This is a genomic window from Exiguobacterium sp. s138 (assembly GCF_018618775.1).
Lineage (GTDB): Bacteria > Bacillota > Bacilli > Exiguobacteriales > Exiguobacteriaceae > Exiguobacterium_A > Exiguobacterium_A artemiae.
The window spans coordinates 30,969-46,564 of the sequence record NZ_JACSMW010000002.1; the positions used below are offsets into that span (position 1 = coordinate 30,969).

At 45.6% G+C, this 15,596-nt stretch carries 15 protein-coding genes; 12 read left to right on the plus strand and 3 right to left on the minus strand.

Annotation, left to right across the window (positions count from 1 at the left end; genetic code table 11):
* Positions 1–3: 3 nt before the first annotated feature.
* Together nadE and KNP91_RS03955 are read left to right on the plus strand one after the other, a co-directional pair.
* Positions 4–819 carry an ammonia-dependent NAD(+) synthetase gene (gene nadE, locus KNP91_RS03950; protein ID WP_214848795.1) on the plus strand — a complete coding sequence of 272 codons (816 nt, stop codon included), beginning with the start codon at positions 4–6 and terminating at the stop codon, positions 817–819.
* A gap of 110 nt (positions 820–929) precedes the next feature.
* Positions 930–2,210, plus strand: a complete 1,281-nt coding sequence (locus KNP91_RS03955; RefSeq protein ID WP_012370892.1) for a protoporphyrinogen/coproporphyrinogen oxidase — start codon at positions 930–932, stop codon at positions 2,208–2,210.
* A 9-nt stretch (positions 2,211–2,219) separates the two neighbouring features.
* Here KNP91_RS03955 and KNP91_RS03960 read toward each other — a convergent pair whose 3' ends face one another.
* Positions 2,220–2,612, minus strand: a complete 393-nt coding sequence (locus KNP91_RS03960) for a disulfide bond formation protein B (RefSeq protein ID WP_012370891.1) — start codon at positions 2,610–2,612, stop codon at positions 2,220–2,222.
* A gap of 65 nt (positions 2,613–2,677) precedes the next feature.
* Here KNP91_RS03960 and KNP91_RS03965 point away from each other — a divergent pair, with 65 nt between their 5' ends.
* The 5 genes from KNP91_RS03965 to KNP91_RS03985 all read left to right on the plus strand — a co-directional run bounded on the left by KNP91_RS03965 (position 2,678) and on the right by KNP91_RS03985 (position 8,288).
* Complete coding sequence (locus KNP91_RS03965) at positions 2,678–3,568, plus strand: transcriptional regulator CcpC (protein ID WP_012370890.1); 891 nt, start codon at positions 2,678–2,680, stop codon at positions 3,566–3,568.
* Complete coding sequence (locus tag KNP91_RS03970) at positions 3,552–4,664, plus strand: N-acetyldiaminopimelate deacetylase (RefSeq protein WP_012370889.1); 1,113 nt, start codon at positions 3,552–3,554, stop codon at positions 4,662–4,664. The genes KNP91_RS03965 and KNP91_RS03970 overlap by 17 nt, the downstream gene beginning before the upstream one ends.
* Before the next feature lie 221 nt (positions 4,665–4,885).
* Positions 4,886–6,274, plus strand: coding sequence for a cytochrome ubiquinol oxidase subunit I (locus tag KNP91_RS03975; RefSeq protein WP_012370888.1), 1,389 nt, complete (start codon positions 4,886–4,888; stop codon positions 6,272–6,274).
* A 12-nt stretch (positions 6,275–6,286) separates the two neighbouring features.
* The gene (locus tag KNP91_RS03980) at positions 6,287–7,309 is read left to right on the plus strand and encodes a cytochrome d ubiquinol oxidase subunit II (RefSeq protein ID WP_012370887.1); all 1,023 of its coding nucleotides are present in this window, start codon (positions 6,287–6,289) and stop codon (positions 7,307–7,309) included.
* A 310-nt stretch (positions 7,310–7,619) separates the two neighbouring features.
* On the plus strand, positions 7,620–8,288 hold the full coding sequence (locus tag KNP91_RS03985) for a potassium channel family protein (protein WP_012370886.1): 669 nt from the start codon (positions 7,620–7,622) through the stop codon (positions 8,286–8,288).
* 43 nt (positions 8,289–8,331) lie between these two features.
* On the opposite strand, the gene KNP91_RS03990 is transcribed toward KNP91_RS03985, so the two are convergent.
* On the minus strand, positions 8,332–9,108 hold the full coding sequence (locus KNP91_RS03990) for a Cof-type HAD-IIB family hydrolase (RefSeq protein WP_214763608.1): 777 nt from the start codon (positions 9,106–9,108) through the stop codon (positions 8,332–8,334).
* 170 nt (positions 9,109–9,278) lie between these two features.
* On the opposite strand from KNP91_RS03990, the gene KNP91_RS03995 reads away from it, so the two are divergent.
* A complete protein-coding gene (locus KNP91_RS03995) occupies positions 9,279–9,497 on the plus strand; it encodes a DNA-dependent RNA polymerase subunit epsilon (RefSeq protein ID WP_012370884.1) in 219 nt (72 codons plus the stop codon).
* Positions 9,494–11,161 (plus strand): ribonuclease J1, encoded by a 1,668-nt coding sequence (rnjA, locus tag KNP91_RS04000; protein ID WP_012370883.1) that lies wholly within the window; start codon positions 9,494–9,496, stop codon positions 11,159–11,161. Before KNP91_RS03995 ends, rnjA begins: the two co-directional genes overlap by 4 nt.
* Positions 11,162–11,217: 56 nt before the next feature.
* Here rnjA and def read toward each other — a convergent pair whose 3' ends face one another.
* Entirely contained in the window at positions 11,218–11,757 is a 540-nt protein-coding gene (def, locus tag KNP91_RS04005; protein ID WP_012370882.1) for a peptide deformylase, read from the minus strand.
* A gap of 377 nt (positions 11,758–12,134) precedes the next feature.
* On the opposite strand from def, the gene pdhA reads away from it, so the two are divergent.
* From pdhA to KNP91_RS04020, 3 genes are all read left to right on the plus strand, one after another.
* Positions 12,135–13,217 carry a pyruvate dehydrogenase (acetyl-transferring) E1 component subunit alpha gene (pdhA, locus tag KNP91_RS04010; protein ID WP_012370881.1) on the plus strand — a complete coding sequence of 361 codons (1,083 nt, stop codon included), beginning with the start codon at positions 12,135–12,137 and terminating at the stop codon, positions 13,215–13,217.
* Between the two features lie 3 nt (positions 13,218–13,220).
* Positions 13,221–14,198, plus strand: coding sequence for an alpha-ketoacid dehydrogenase subunit beta (locus KNP91_RS04015; RefSeq protein WP_131502667.1), 978 nt, complete (start codon positions 13,221–13,223; stop codon positions 14,196–14,198).
* 98 nt (positions 14,199–14,296) lie between these two features.
* Positions 14,297–15,595, plus strand: coding sequence for a dihydrolipoamide acetyltransferase family protein (locus KNP91_RS04020; RefSeq protein WP_012370879.1), 1,299 nt, complete (start codon positions 14,297–14,299; stop codon positions 15,593–15,595).
* Position 15,596: the final 1 nt, after the last annotated feature.

Here is a 15,596-nt window from a genome sequence, read left to right on the forward strand (position 1 = left end):
TTCATGCAACAGGAAATCATTCAAGTGACGGGAGTCAAACCAGTCATTGACGCTGAAGAAGAGATTAAGCAACGCGTTCAATTCTTAAAAGAGTATCTTGTGCATACAGGAGCAAAAGGACTTGTTCTTGGAATCTCGGGAGGACAAGATTCTTCGTTAGCCGGTCGTCTTTGTCAAATCGCGGTTGAGGAGTTACGCAGTGAGACGAATCGCGATTATCAATTCTACGCTGTACGATTACCGTATGGTCAACAACAAGACGAGTCGGATGCCCAGCTTGCCCTGTCCTTCATCCGTCCGGATCATGCGTTACGCGTGGACATCAAGCCGGCCGTCGCTGCTTCCATGGCTTCTTTTGAACAAGCGACAGGAGACGTCTTGTCTGATTTTAGTAAAGGAAATACAAAAGCGCGGGAACGGATGAAAGTACAGTATGATATAGCGGCCCATTACGGCTGTCTCGTCGTCGGAACCGATCATGCAGCTGAATTCGTGACCGGGTTTTATACGAAACACGGAGACGGTGCTTGTGATTTGACGCCATTGGCCGGTTTGAACAAGCGACAGGGAAAACAACTGTTACGTCAATTACAGGCACCTGAAGGACTGATTGAAAAGGTACCGACAGCAGATTTAGAAGATAACCAGCCGGGGTTGCCGGATGAACAAGCACTCGGCATGACGTACAATGAAATCGATGACTACTTGGAGGGGAAAACCATCTCCGCTGAAAGTCAGGCTAAACTCGAAGCTCAGTATAAACGGGTTGGCCATAAACACCATATGCCGGTTTCACCCCTGGATACGTGGTGGAAATAAGGAATGACCTGCAGACGACAGCTGAAAGTGCTGTCGTTTTTTTCGTCTAAAAAGCGGGAAAAGAGTTAAAACAAACCATTGAGTAAGAGAGCCTGACTGGAGGGAACAGAATGGAATCGATAGCAGTCGTCGGTGGTGGACTGGCAGGGTTATCCGTTGCTGCCTTGCTTGCGAAACAAGGGAAACAGGTACAACTTTATGATGCCGCGATGTTAGGCGGCAGAGCGACCTCACAACGCATTAAAGGCTATACATTCAATTACGGGGCGCATGCGATATACGGGCGTGATCAGTCCGTCTTAAAGACGATCATAAAAAATCTGAAATTAGAGATTACCTGGCTGGACTTTTCTTCGGCAAAAGCAAAATATGAATTTTCCGGTCATTTAACGGCTGCTCCCGCCAATGCAATCGGTCTCTTAAAAACAGAAGTGATAGGCGGAACGGATAAACTTCGTTTCACATGGGAAGTCGTGAAAACCGTTCTCCGGCTTGAAAAAGGGGAGCCGGAGTTGTCAATTGGTCAATGGTTGATACGGGAAAAAACGGAGGAAGATGTGTCCCGTCTGATGCTTGATCTGGCCTCCAGCAATTTTTTTACGACCGAACCGGAAAACATTCCGTCAGTCGTCTATTTTGACTATTACCGCAAACTCTTTCGGACACGAAAGCCGGTCTCCTATATCGCCGGAGGATGGCAAGTTTTAATTGATGAACTGGAACGGGTCATCCAAGAACAAGGCGGAACCATCCATCGGAAAACTAAAATCACGGCGATTGAAGAATATGAACAAGGATATCAGTTACGTGACCGGAAAAAGACCGAATGGATTGTGAACCGGGTTGTCCTGGCGCTTCCTCCCCGGGATATGCGGAAACTGGCATTGCCGGCATCCGTTCAATCCTTCATCGAACCATTTGCGCAGTACGAACCGGTGGAAGTTCTCGTATATGATGTCGGGATCAGTCCATACCTCAAAACACCGTTTTCATATGTGTACGACCGTACACATCAACTGTTCGTAACGGATCTATCCCATTACGATCCGAGTATCGCGCCGAAAGATGGTCAAGTCTTACAGGTTGTTGCTTATCTTGCCCACCCAGAAGTCGGAAATCCGGATTATCTGGCGGAAAAGGTCCAACACATTCACCGGCTCCTTGATCAACATTATCCGACATGGCAGGAACGTCTCGTCGTCGAGCGGACAATGAAACGGGCAATCGTTCAAGAAATCAAATGGAAAATGGGCCAAAGCGGATTACCTAATTTTATGCAGGACGGACCAAAGGAGACGATGGCGTTTGTCGGGGATTGGTGTGAAGGAGAAGGGCAGTTATCGGAATTATCCTTCTCGAGCGCGTTGAACGTGGCAGCGACTTGGAAATAAAAAAAACGCTCATTGAGCGTTTTTTTTATTTGGATAAAAGGCGAGGATGACCAAAAGCGTAAATGCAATCAAACTCATCATCGGAATCGTCAGGAAGCCAAAATAATTGACCCATTTGATGAGACAACCATTTGTACAGAGCGCTTCGCCATCCGGTAATCGTTCGAGTACGACGTGGTAGGCCGCGACTGCGAACCCGAGTAATGTATACAAGCGAAGGAAAAATCCGTCGACCGGGCGATTGCGGAACAAGGATACGAGCAGATAGATGGCGGTCGTATACATGAACAGACGTTGCCACCAACATAATGGACAAGGAATGAATCCCCGGACCTCACTGAAATACAGACTGCCTAAAGTAGCGACCGTTGAGACGATCAACATAAAATGATACCGTGACATATGTACCTTCCTCTCTAACGTGTTAAACTAATGCCATCTTATATCATGAGGAGTCGAATCATACATTGCAAGTGTCGGAAATGGAAATGTTGATTACGTTGTCAGAAGAATTGAACATGAGACGGGCAGCCGAACGTCTTTTTGTATCGCAGCCTGCCCTCAGCCAACGTTTGGTCGCAATCGAGCGGCGCTGGGCAACCAAGCTGTTCATTCGTTCATCCCGTGGGCTGAGTATTACTCCGCAAGGCGAAAAAGTCATCGGTCTCGCCAAGGAGATGAACCGGAAAGAACTGGAGCTTAAAAGTGAATTGACGGCAGAAGAGGGAGCCGTTTACGGGACACTTCGGATTGCAGTCGCGTCCATTATGGGACAATACTGGCTTCCCCGTGTTCTGAAACGATTTGTCGAACGGTATCCGCATGTCCGTGTCCAATTGGTCACAGGGTGGTCAAGTGAAATGATGCGTCATATGCTGGAAGAACATTTTCACATCGGCATCATCCGCGGAAATCCCGATTGGAAAGGCGTGAAGGAACGGCTGTTTTCCGATCCGCTGTATTTAGTCGACAGTGAACTGACGTCGTTGGAACAGTTGCGCAAGACAGAACGTCCTTTTATCCAGTTCAAGAGCGATTCGACCTATTATCAGGAAATTTTAGAATGGTGGCAGGATCGTTTTTCGAGTCCGCCGGCCCGGACGCTCGTCGTCGACCAGATTGAAACGTGTAAACAGATGGCACTTCACGGGATTGGTTTTGCCATCTTGCCGGAATCGACGATCCATGAAGCGAGTGAAGTGATGCAGATTCCGCTCAAAACGTCATCCGGTAAAATTTTAAAGCGGGACACGTGGATTCTATCAACGGAGTCGATGCTTGAATTAAAACAAGTCCAAGCGTTTTGGGACATTGTCAAAGAAGAAGGAGGAAGTCAGTCAGATGGAATACGCAATTGAAATGCGCCGAGAACTTCATAAAATACCGGAACCTGGTTTTAAGGAGTTTAAAACGCAAGCATTTATCCTTGATCAAATCCGATCATACCCGGAAGATCGGGTCAGTTACGATACATTCGAAACAGGAGTATTTGTCCGTGTGAAAGGATTAACCGGAAATCGGACGATTGGATACCGGGCGGATATCGACGGATTACCGATTGAAGAAGCAACGGGACTGCCATTTTGTTCCGAGCATCCGGGGTTCATGCACGCCTGCGGCCATGATGTGCATGCATCAATTGCCCTCGGTCTGTTACGCCGAATCGTTGAACTGCCGGTCATGGATGATGTCGTTTTCCTGTTCCAACCAGCTGAAGAAGGTCCGGGTGGGGCAGAACCGATGATTAAAAGTCCGCTGTTTGAAAAATATCGTCCGAGTGAGATGTATGGTCTGCATGTCGCACCGGAGTATCCGGTCGGAACGATTGCCAGCCGTCCGGGTGTCTTGTTTGCGAGTGCACGGGAAGTTCATATCACGATTTATGGACAGAGCGGTCATGCTGCGTTCCCCCATTTGACGATTGATACAGTCGTTGCGCAGGCAGCGTTAATCATGCAGCTGCAGACGATTGTCAGCCGCTCGATCAATCCAATGAACTGCAGTGTCATCACGATCGGGAAAGTAGATGCAGGAATTCGGGAGAATGTCATTGCCGGTCGGGCGTTACTCGACGGAACGATGCGGGCGCTTAACGGAACAGATATGGAAAAGTTAGAGCAACGTGTCCGGGATATCATCCGCGGCATCGAAGCTTCATTCGGCGTCAAAATCGATCTGCAGTTCGGAAATCGGTATTATGAAGTCGTCAACGATCAACGCGTCGTTGATAAATTCTCATCCTTCGTCAAAATGAATGCGAATTACATTGAGTGTGATGCTGCCATGACGGGAGAAGATTTTGGTTTCATGTTAAAAGAAATTCCCGGCATGATGTTTTGGCTCGGGGTGAATAATGCAACATCCGGATTACATCAACCGACCTTGAATCCGGACGAAGAAGCCATCCCCTTCGTCATCAATTTACTGGATCATTATTTCCGCGAATACGTCTAAATAAAAGACGTGACAATCGGCCCTTTATTCATGAAAAAATGGATAAAGGGCTTTCATTTTATAGAAGAGAACAGTTTTCGAACGTTTTGTGAAATAAATCACGAGTATATGTGAACAATTTGTTACATCAAACATTTAAAACAGACACAAATGATTATGTTCTCTATGATACGGATATAAACAATATATAGAAGTACGTCTAGAAAGAGGGGGCTATACACATGTTCAATGATCCAGTCATGCTCAGTCGATTATTGACAGGGCTCACATTAGCATTCCACATCATCTTTGCGACGATTGGGGTAGGGGTTCCATTGATGGTACTCGCAGCTGAGTACATCGGTATTAAACGAAAAGATTCAGACTATATTCTTTTGGCACGTCGCTGGACGCGCGGTTATATCGTAACTGTAGCGGTAGGTGTCGTAACAGGAACAGCGATTGGTCTACAATTGTCGCTCTTATGGCCTTCCTTGATGCAAGTAGCCGGTCAAACGATTGCCTTACCGTTGTTCATGGAAACTTTCGCCTTCTTCTTTGAAGCGATTTTCCTCGGTATTTATCTCTACACATGGGACCGGTTTAAAAATCCATGGTTACACTGGTTAATCGGGATTCCCGTCGTCATCGGGGCGACATTATCTGCTTTCTTCATCACGACGGTCAACTCATTCATGAACTCGCCGGAAGGATTCAAAATCGTTAACGGAACGTTGACGCAAATCGAACCGTTGAAAGCGATGTTCAACACGGCGACACCAACGAAAGCAACGCACGTCATCGTATCCGCTTACTTGACGGTTGCCTTCATCTTGGCAGCAATCGCAGCGTTTCATCTGTTGCGCAAGAAAACTTTGTCGGCGGCAGAAACGGCTTATCACAAAAAAGCACTTCGCTTAACCGTCATGGCCGGCTTAATCTTTGCCTTCTCGACAGCATTGGTCGGTGATTTCTCCGGGAAATACCTGGCGAAATACCAACCTGAAAAACTCGCAGCGGCAGAATGGCATTTTGAAACGACAAACGAAGCCGAATTGATTTTCGGTGGTATTTTGGATGAACAGGCGGACGGCAGCTATGAAATTAAAGGTGCTGTCAAGATTCCGTATGCTTTATCCATTCTCGCAGGGGGAGCACCGGATACAGAGGTCATCGGTTTGAATGAATTCGCCAAAGAAGATCAGGCACCTCTGTTTGTCCACTATTTCTTCGATATCATGGTATCGATTGGCATGTACCTGGCTGCCATCTCAGCCTTGTTCATCTTGGCATTCCGACTCAAAAAGTTGAACCCGTACAACAAATGGTTACTGCGCGGTATTTTCATCGGTGGACCGCTTGCCATCGTCTCGATCGAAGCAGGATGGATGTATGCGGAAATCGGACGTCAGCCTTGGACGCTCTATGGTATTATGAGAACGGCTGATGCAGCGACGACTTCGACGGCTGTCGGACCGATGTTGATTTTATTCAGTTTACTTTATCTGTTGCTCGGAACGATTTGTACAGTCGTCTTGCTCCGGATGTTTAAAAATAATCCAGTCGGCAAAGAACTCGCGGACGATCATCACACACGTGGTGAAGCGATGTTTGCGGACGACAACAAATAAGGAGGGAACGAGTTGGACATTCAAACACTTGGAATAACCGTACTTTGGACGTTCCTTTATGGATATCTCATCGTTGCCTCAATTGACTTCGGTGCCGGTTTTTACGCGTTTTATTCAAAATATACGAAACGGGATCATCTGACGAACCGTTTGATTCTCCGTTATCTTTCTCCGGTCTGGGAAGTGACGAACGTCTTCTTCGTCTTCTTCTTCGTCGGACTTGTCGGATTCTTTCCGGATACGGCATATTATTACGGAACAGCTTTACTTGTTCCGGCTTCGATCGTGTTGGTATTGATTGCAATTCGCGGTAGCTTTTACGCATTTGCCAACTATGGTTCGAACGACAGCATGTTCTATACGTTCTTATACGGTGCGACAGGATTGCTGATTCCGGCAGCGATGTCGACGACACTGACAATCAGTCAGGGCGGTTTTATCCGGAAAACAAATGAGACAGTCGAATTCCTTGGGACGAAGCTGTTCACGAACTTTTATTCTTGGACGGTCGTTGCGCTTGCCATCGTATCGGTTCTTTATATCAGCGCGATGTTCCTGTTGTTCTATGCGGATAAAGCAAAGGATGAGAATGCAACACCATTGATTCGGAAATGGGCATTGTTCTGGAGTATTCCGACAATTGTTGTCTGTGCATTAGTCTTCTTCGGACTGAAGAATCAGGCAGCGTGGCATTATGAAAATATTTTAAACGGCAACTGGTGGTGGTTCGCAGCAAGTTTCCTATTCTTCTGCGTTGCTGTCACACTTGTTTACTTGAAGAAAAACTACGGGATTGCTTTCATCGCCGTGATGGCGCAATACGGTGTTGCCTGGTTCGGATACGGATACACACACCTTCCGTACATTCTTTATCCGTACATCGATATCAATAAAGCGGTCGTTAACGAAACGATGGCTACGGCACTTGTCGTCGTCTTCATCTTCGGACTGATGTTATTGATCCCTGCACTGTATTTGATTTTACGGTTGTTCCTGTTTGACAACGATTATGTCAGCGGGAAAAAAGCAAAATAAGTAGAACGTCTATCACGTAATCAGTTCGAGGCTGACTCAAAAGTCGGTTTCTCCAAAGAAAAGGGCGGCAGATTCAATTCTGCCGCTCTTTTCTCGTTTAATGTAGAACTCACGTACTTACGAGACTCCTACAGGAAATGGCGTGAAAGATCAAATGATTTCTTTTGGAGTCGACCCCTTTTTTTGATTAGATTTGTCGGTCGTTTTAAGGTGGGGAGAACCGAAAACTGTATTGTAAAAGCGTTCATAGTAATTTAGAAGTGAATCGGGTACACTACTACTGAAGCAGAAATGTGAAGGAGAGTTGAACATGAATGGAGAGTTTGCGGTAATCGGTTTAGGGCGTTTCGGGGGATCGATTGTTCGAGAGTTGTCGAAAAACGGATATGATGTTTTGGCGATTGATTCGGATGAAGAACGTGTGAATGAATATATGGGGATTGCGACGCATTCCGTCATTGCAGATACGACGGATGAGAACGTTCTAAAGAGTCTCGGAATCCGTAATTTTGATCATGTCATCGTTGCGATCGGGGAAAACATCCAAGCATCGATTTTGACGACTTTAATTTTAAAAGAACTGGGTGTCCAGTCGATTACGGTCAAGGCGACGAATGATTACCATGAAAAAGTGTTGCGTAAAATTGGTGCGGACTTCATCGTCCACCCCGAGCGGGACATGGGGGTCCGGATTGCCAACGGATTGATGAGTTCGAATATTTTAGATTATCTCGATTTATCACAAGAGTTCTCGATTGTCGAAATCAAAGTCAGTGACCGGATGGCGAACCAGACTTTGATTGATCTGGATTTACGAAGCAAGTACGGTGCGAACGTTGTTGCCATCAAGCGGGGCGAGAACGTCATGATTTCCTTACAAGCGGATGAATTGATTGAAAAAGGGGATTACCTCGTCGTCATTGGAGAAAACGATGACTTGGACCGCTTGGAGCGCGCCATTCATAAAGTGAAAAATTAATATCAAAAAAGGCTGAGGAATGATTCCTCGGCCTTTTGAGTAGTTAAATGAGTTGAAATTCCTTGAGACCGTGTTCGATGCCGTCTTCGAGAATATGTTTAGTGACGAAATCGGCGGCTGCTTTTGTTTCTGCAAGACCATTGCCCATCGCGATGCCGGTTCCGACATAACGCAACATTTCTAAATCATTTAACGCATCTCCGAAAGCAAACGTATCTTCGCGCCGGATATTGGTCAGCTTCAGAAATTGTTTGATGCCGTCCGCTTTGGATGAACCGACATTAATGACGTCCATTGCGTTCGGATGCCAGCGGATGAAGTCGAAGGCCTGATAGTTCTGAGTGTACTCGGCTTCTTCTTCAGCAGTACAATAGACAAGCGTCTGGAAGACATCATGTGTCGTAAACGCCTGGTCATTAAAAGCCGGTAAAGGAATATCCAGTTCGCCAAGTGACTCTTGGACTAACTGATCCGACGGTTTCGTTGAAAACCCCTGTGTTTCACCTAGATAAACAAGCGTATGACCATTTTTATGGGCCCGCTCTGTCAAATGCTTAAGATTTGCAATCGGTTGCGGACGTCTGTAAATGACCTCGTTCTGATGCACGACGATTTGACCATTGTACCCAATGATCGTATCGATATTGAGTAATTCGCGGACACCGGATAACATCGCCGGACCGCGTCCGGTTGCGATAGCTACATAGACACCATTTGCTTGTAATTGTTTAATTGCCTGTTTGGTCGACTCGGGAACAAAATGACCATCGTGAAGTAAGGTTCCATCGATATCGAAAAAGACGACTTTCTGATTTGCCATGGTTTCACCTTCTCTTTTTAATTGACTGTTCAGCCGGATACATGTGGAATTATAGCACAGCGTTAACGTTTACGCCGACCTTGGATTAGGAATAGGATGAAAAAATAGTAGGATATCGTGTATACTAATCTAAGGACAAAAAACAATGGACTGATAAGGAGTTGCTAAACATGATTTTTAAAGTATTTTATCAACCGCTTCGTTCAGAAGCCCCGGTACGGGAACGGACAGAAGTGATGTATGTTGAGGGAGAGAACATTCGTGAAGTGCGAACAGCGATTGACCACCTCATCAAAGAAATTAACGTCGAATTCATCCGTGAGTTAAGCGGCGAATTCCTTGAATATGAAAAACTAAGCCCAGACTATAAGGTTGAAACGTTCGCATGAAGTTCGTTAAAAACCATCAAGCAGCCGTTTTCGCACTCGGCGGCTTAGGAGAGATCGGGAAGAACACATACGTCGTTCAATTTCAGGATGAGATTATCGTCATCGATGCCGGTGTCATGTTCCCTGAAGATGAACTGCTTGGAATCGACTATGTCATTCCAGATTACACATACTTGATCAAAAACAAGGACAAGGTAAAAGGTGTCTTCATCACTCACGGTCACGAAGACCACATCGGGGGATTGCCGTTTTTACTCAAACAAGTCAACTTACCGATTTATGCCGGAAAGATTGCACTTGGTCTCATTAAAGTAAAACTCGAAGAACACGGTTTATTGCGGACGGCCGAGTTGCATGAAATTGATGAAGATTCAATCATCAAATTCCGGAAGACGAGTATTTCATTTTTCCGGACGACTCACTCGATTCCAAACTCGTTCGGAGTTGTCGTCAAGACACCACAAGGTAACATCGTCCATACCGGCGACTTTAAGTTCGATTTTACACCCGTCGGAGAACCGGCTGATTTAACAAAAATGGCGGAACTCGGCAAGGAAGGTGTTCTCTGTCTATTGTCTGACTCGACGAATGCCGAGATTGAAGGCTTTACGATGAGTGAACGTGTCGTCGGAGATACGATTTCAAACATCTTCCGTAAAGCAGAGGGGCGGATCATCTTCGCGACTTTTGCATCGAACATCTATCGCTTGCAACAAGTCGTCAATGCATCAGTCGAAGCCGGACGCAAAATCGTCGTCTTCGGTCGGAGCATGGATAAAGTCATGATGATTGGTCAGGAGCTTGATTTCATCAAAGCACCAAAGGGCACAATCATTGAACCGAACGAGATGAAACGGTACAAGTCAAATGAACTGACGATTCTTTGTACAGGTTCGCAAGGGGAGCCGATGGCAGCCCTTAGCCGGATCGCCAACGGAACACACCGTCAGATTTCCATCATTCCGGATGATTTGGTCATCTTCTCGTCTTCTCCGATTCCAGGAAACGTTGTTTCCGTCGGGAAAACGATTAACCAATTGTATAAAGCCGGTGCAGATGTCATGTACGGTAAATTGAATGACATTCATACATCAGGTCACGGCAGCCAACAGGAACAGTTGTTGATGCTCCGTCTCTTGCAACCTAAATACTTCATGCCAATCCACGGAGAGTACCGCATGTTGAAAAAACACATGTCACTTGCGATGGATGCCGGTGTGCCGGAAGAAAACTGTTTCGTCATGGACAACGGTGAAGTTCTGGCACTCGATGCCAATGCAGCCGCCATTACGGGTAAAATCCAAGCGAATGCCGTCTATGTAGATGGAAAAGGAATTGGAGATATTGGTAATATCGTCCTGCGTGACAGACGGATTCTTTCAGAAGAAGGACTGGTCGTCGTCGTCGTCACACTTGATTCTAAAACGAATCGTCTTGTTTCAGGACCGGACATCATTTCGCGCGGATTCGTGTACATGCGTGAATCCGGTAACCTGATCAAGGATGCGGAACGTCTGTTGAAGCGTTCGCTTGAGCAATCTTTAGCGAACCGAAACACAAAATGGACGGATATCAAGCAAGTCATCAACGATACATTGACACCGTACCTGACTGAAAAAACACAACGTCATCCAATGATCATGCCGATCATCATGGAAGTATAAACAAAAAAGACATTTCCTTATTCTGGAAATGTCTTTTTTGTTACTTCATTCTTATTTTAGAGAGACGAACCATACTCCTTGAAGGGTTCTTTCGGATCGATTCGATCGTAAAACATGATCCCATCCAAATGATCATATTCATGTTGGCAAACGACGGCCTTTAATCCTTTTAATCTTAATTTTACAGGATTTCCGTTATGATCGATGCCAGACAGGGTAATACGCATATAGCGCGGCACATGACCTTCGACTTCCCGGTCAACGGACAAACAACCTTCTCCGCCGGCAAGATACGTTTGTTCAACGGAATGACTGACGATTTTAGGATTATAAATCCCGAACTCGAGAATGTCGTCCCCGTCTTGCAGACGAATGGCAAACATTCGTTTATTGACTCCGATTTGTGGAGCCGCCAGTCCAATCCCGCTACGTAAATCATATTTTTCGGCTAATTCATCGTCTTGACTGTTGGCGAGATATTCCATCATCAGACGCATCGTTTCCTTATCTTCCTCACTGAGAGGGAAGGTAACGTCGACAGAACGTTCGTGAAGCGAAGGGACATCTTCCCGAACGATCTCATTCATGGTAATCATGAACAGCACCCCTTTCATCTAAAAAAATTATAGCATATCAAAGGAGGAATATTAATAACTAACACAGTTGTGAATTGATGAATAGTACAGAAGTAAAGGCGTTCTTCATATGTGATGTCATTCACAAGAACATCCGCTAAAAAAAATAAAACATTTCCTTTGATTTTATAGGTGTTACAGTTTTATACTTGTAACGTAATGAACAAGACATGCTTGCGTGTCTCTTCATGTTAATACAGTTTACTCAACTGGATAGGTACACAGATATATGTTCAAGAAAAGGTCATACGGGACTTCATTTTTTGAACACTATTGGTATGTAGCAAGTCAGTAAGAGGAATATTTCGCTGAACACAGTGAAAGGATGAGGTGAAAAGATGAACTTAAACATGTTTAAAAACGTGGAAGAAAACTTTGAAACATTCCGCATTCTGGATGAGAAAGGTGAAGTCGTCAACAAAGACGCTATGCCGGACCTCTCAGATGAAGAACTTACGGAATTAATGCGTCGTCTCGTTTACACACGTATCTGGGACCAACGTGCAATCTCACTCAACCGTCAAGGACGTCTTGGTTTCTACGCGCCAGTCGCTGGACAAGAAGCGTCAATGATCGGTTCACAATTTGCTTTAGATAAAGATGACTGGATTCTTCCAGGATACCGTGATATCCCGCAAATGGTTTTCCATGGTTTCCCGCTTTACAAAGCATTCTTGTTCTCACGCGGACACATCACAGGCGGTAAGATTCCTGAGGGTGTTAACGTCTTAATGCCGCAAATCATCATCGGTGCACAAATCGTGCAAGCTGCCGGTGTGGCACTCGGCCTTAAGAAAAGTGGAAAAGAACAAGTCGCAATCACGTACACAGGTGATGGCGGATCGTCACAAGGTGACTTCTACGAAGGTATGAACTTTGCCGGAGCATTCAAAGCACCTGCGATCTTCGTTGTCCAAAACAACCGTTTTGCGATTTCTACACCGGTTGAAAAACAATCGATGGCGAAAACAATCGCTCAAAAAGCTGTTGCAGCCGGAATCAACGGAATCCAAGTTGACGGAATGGACGTTCTTGCCGTCTACGCAGCAACAAAACAAGCTCGTGTTGAAGCACTGAACGGTGTTCCGACATTGATCGAAACGCTCACATACCGTTACGGACCGCATACGCTCGCTGGAGATGATCCAACACGTTACCGTACAAAAGATATGGATGATGAGTACCAAGCACAAGATCCACTCGTTCGTTTCCGTGCGTTCATGGAAACAAAAGGTCTTTGGAACGAAGACAAAGAGAACGAAGTCATTGAACAAGCGAAAGCGGATGTAAAAGAAGCACTCGCTCAAGCAGATAAAGAACCAAAACAAAAAGTAACAGACTTCATCAACGTGATGGCTGAAAAGTTACCACAAAACCTGCAAGAGCAGCTTGATGAGTATACAGCAAAGGAGTCGAAATAACCCATGGCACAAATGACGATGATCCAAGCGATCACTGACGCAATGCGCGTCGAGATGAAACGCGACGAGCAAGTTCTCTTGTTCGGTGAAGACGTCGGTAAGAACGGTGGGGTATTCCGTGCGACAGAAGGTCTTCAAGATGAATTAGGCGAAGACCGTGTCTTCGATACACCACTTGCCGAGTCTGGTATTGGTGGCCTTGCAGTCGGATTCAGCTTAACTGGTTTCCGTCCAATCATGGAAATCCAATTCTTCGGTTTTGTTTTCGAAGTATTTGATTCTGTAGCGGCACAACTCGCACGTTTACGTTACCGTTCAGGCGGCACGTACAGTGCACCTGTTACAATCCGTTCACCATTCGGTGGCGGTGTTAAAACACCTGAGCTTCATGCAGATAACTTGGAAGGATTAATGGCTCAGTCACCAGGACTTAAAGTCGTCATCCCTTCAACTCCGTATGATGCAAAAGGTCTTTTGATCGCATCAATCCGCGATAACGACCCAGTCGTTTTCCTCGAGCACATGAAACTGTACCGTTCATTCCGCGGTGAAGTGCCAGAGGGCGACTACACGATCGAACTTGGAAAAGCAGACATCAAACGTGAAGGTACTGACGTGACAATCGTAACGTACGGTGCAATGGTTCACGCGTCACTCAAAGCTGCTGAAGAGCTTGAAAAAGAAAACATCAGCGTTGAAATTATCGATTTGATGACAATCAGCCCGATTGACATCGATACAATCGTTGAGTCAGTCAAGAAAACGAACCGTGTTGTCGTTGTTCAAGAAGCTCAAAAACAAGCAGGTGTGGCTGCAATGGTCGCAACTGAAATTCAAGAGCGCGCAATTCTTGACCTCGAAGCACCGATCCTTCGTGTTACGGCACCTGACACAATCTTCCCGTTCGCACAAGGTGAAGATTCATGGCTTCCGGACCACAAAGATATCGTCGAAAAAGTAAAAACTGTTTACAACTTCTAAGAGTGAACCGGAAAAAAGGAGAGAGGCAATTCTCTCCTTGCTTCCGTTTTAAAGATAACAATCGACCAGAAGAGTGAAATAAAAGGAGGCTAATTCAAATGGGTTTATTTGAATTCAAATTACCGGATATCGGTGAGGGTATTCACGAAGGTGAAATCGTAAAGTGGTTCGTTAAAGCAGGCGACACAGTAAAAGAAGATGACATTCTTCTTGAAGTACAAAACGATAAAGCAGTCGTTGAAATCCCGTCACCAGTTGATGGCACAGTCAAAGAAGTAAAAGTCGACGAAGGCATCGTAGCCGTCGTTGGTGACGTATTGATCACGTTTGATGTGGAAGGCGAAGGTTCAGCTCCTTCTGAAGAAGAAGCACCGGAACAACCTAAAGCAGCAGACAACGCAAAAGATGTCCAAGACACAGATAAAAAAGTCGAAGACAAGCCAAATGAAGTTCAAATCCATAAATCAGAACGCGTTATCGCAATGCCTTCAGTGCGTAAATATGCACGCGAAAAAGGCGTCGACATCCGTGAAGTTCAAGGTTCTGGTGACAACGGTCGCGTTGTCAAAGAAGACATCGATGCATTTGCAAACGGTGGACAATCTTCAACTGCACCAGCAGCAGAAGAAAAAGCACCGGCAGCACAAGCTTCAGCATCTAAATCTGAAGTGAAACCGTATGTTGCAGCTCAACCTGAGCTCGAAACACGCGAGAAGATCAAAGGAATCCGTAAAGCGATTTCGAAAGCAATGGTCAACTCGAAACATACAGCCCCACACGTTACATTGATGGACGAAGTCGATGTTACGAATCTTGTTGCACTCCGTAAAAACTTCAAAGAAGTTGCGGCAGCACAAGGTACGAAATTGACGTATCTTCCATTCGTTGTAAAAGCATTGACTGCTGCAGCTAAAAAATACCCTGCAATCAACGCGTCAATCGACGATGTGAACGAAGAAGTTGTTTACAAAAACTACTTCAACATCGGTATCGCAGCAGACACAGACAACGGTCTTGTTGTTCCTGTCGTCAAAGATGCAGACCGTAAATCAATCTTCGGATTAGCAGATAACATTAACGACCTTGCTGGTAAAGCACGTGACGGTAAACTTTCTGGGGACGAAATGAAAGGCGGATCGATCACAATCACAAACATCGGTTCTGCTGGCGGACAATGGTTCACACCTGTCATCAACCACCCAGAAGTTGCAATCCTCGGTATTGGCCGTATCGCTGAAAAAGCGGTCGTCAAAAACGGTGAAATCGTTGCAGCACCAGTACTTGCTTTGTCATTCAGCTTCGACCACCGTCTCATCGATGGTGCTACAGCACAAAACGCGCTTAACTTGGTTAAACGTCTGTTAAACGACCCACAACTTCTCATTATGGAGGGATAAG

What these genes read in the sequence shown, in the direction of transcription:
- KNP91_RS03985 (WP_012370886.1), top strand. Translation starts at nt 7,620, where the DNA reads ATGAATGGAGAGTTTGCGGTAATCGGTTTAGGGCGTTTCGGGGGATCG.
- KNP91_RS03955 (WP_012370892.1), top strand. Translation starts at nt 930, where the DNA reads ATGGAATCGATAGCAGTCGTCGGTGGTGGACTGGCAGGGTTATCCGTT.
- KNP91_RS03970 (WP_012370889.1), top strand. Translation starts at nt 3,552, where the DNA reads ATGGAATACGCAATTGAAATGCGCCGAGAACTTCATAAAATACCGGAA.
- KNP91_RS03975 (WP_012370888.1), top strand. Translation starts at nt 4,886, where the DNA reads ATGTTCAATGATCCAGTCATGCTCAGTCGATTATTGACAGGGCTCACA.
- KNP91_RS04015 (WP_131502667.1), top strand. Translation starts at nt 13,221, where the DNA reads ATGGCACAAATGACGATGATCCAAGCGATCACTGACGCAATGCGCGTC.
- pdhA (WP_012370881.1), top strand. Translation starts at nt 12,135, where the DNA reads ATGAACTTAAACATGTTTAAAAACGTGGAAGAAAACTTTGAAACATTC.
- KNP91_RS03990 (WP_214763608.1), bottom strand. Translation starts at nt 9,108, where the DNA reads ATGGCAAATCAGAAAGTCGTCTTTTTCGATATCGATGGAACCTTACTT.
- KNP91_RS03995 (WP_012370884.1), top strand. Translation starts at nt 9,279, where the DNA reads ATGATTTTTAAAGTATTTTATCAACCGCTTCGTTCAGAAGCCCCGGTA.
- KNP91_RS03960 (WP_012370891.1), bottom strand. Translation starts at nt 2,612, where the DNA reads ATGTCACGGTATCATTTTATGTTGATCGTCTCAACGGTCGCTACTTTA.
- rnjA (WP_012370883.1), top strand. Translation starts at nt 9,494, where the DNA reads ATGAAGTTCGTTAAAAACCATCAAGCAGCCGTTTTCGCACTCGGCGGC.
- nadE (WP_214848795.1), top strand. Translation starts at nt 4, where the DNA reads ATGCAACAGGAAATCATTCAAGTGACGGGAGTCAAACCAGTCATTGAC.
- def (WP_012370882.1), bottom strand. Translation starts at nt 11,757, where the DNA reads ATGATTACCATGAATGAGATCGTTCGGGAAGATGTCCCTTCGCTTCAC.
- KNP91_RS04020 (WP_012370879.1), top strand. Translation starts at nt 14,297, where the DNA reads ATGGGTTTATTTGAATTCAAATTACCGGATATCGGTGAGGGTATTCAC.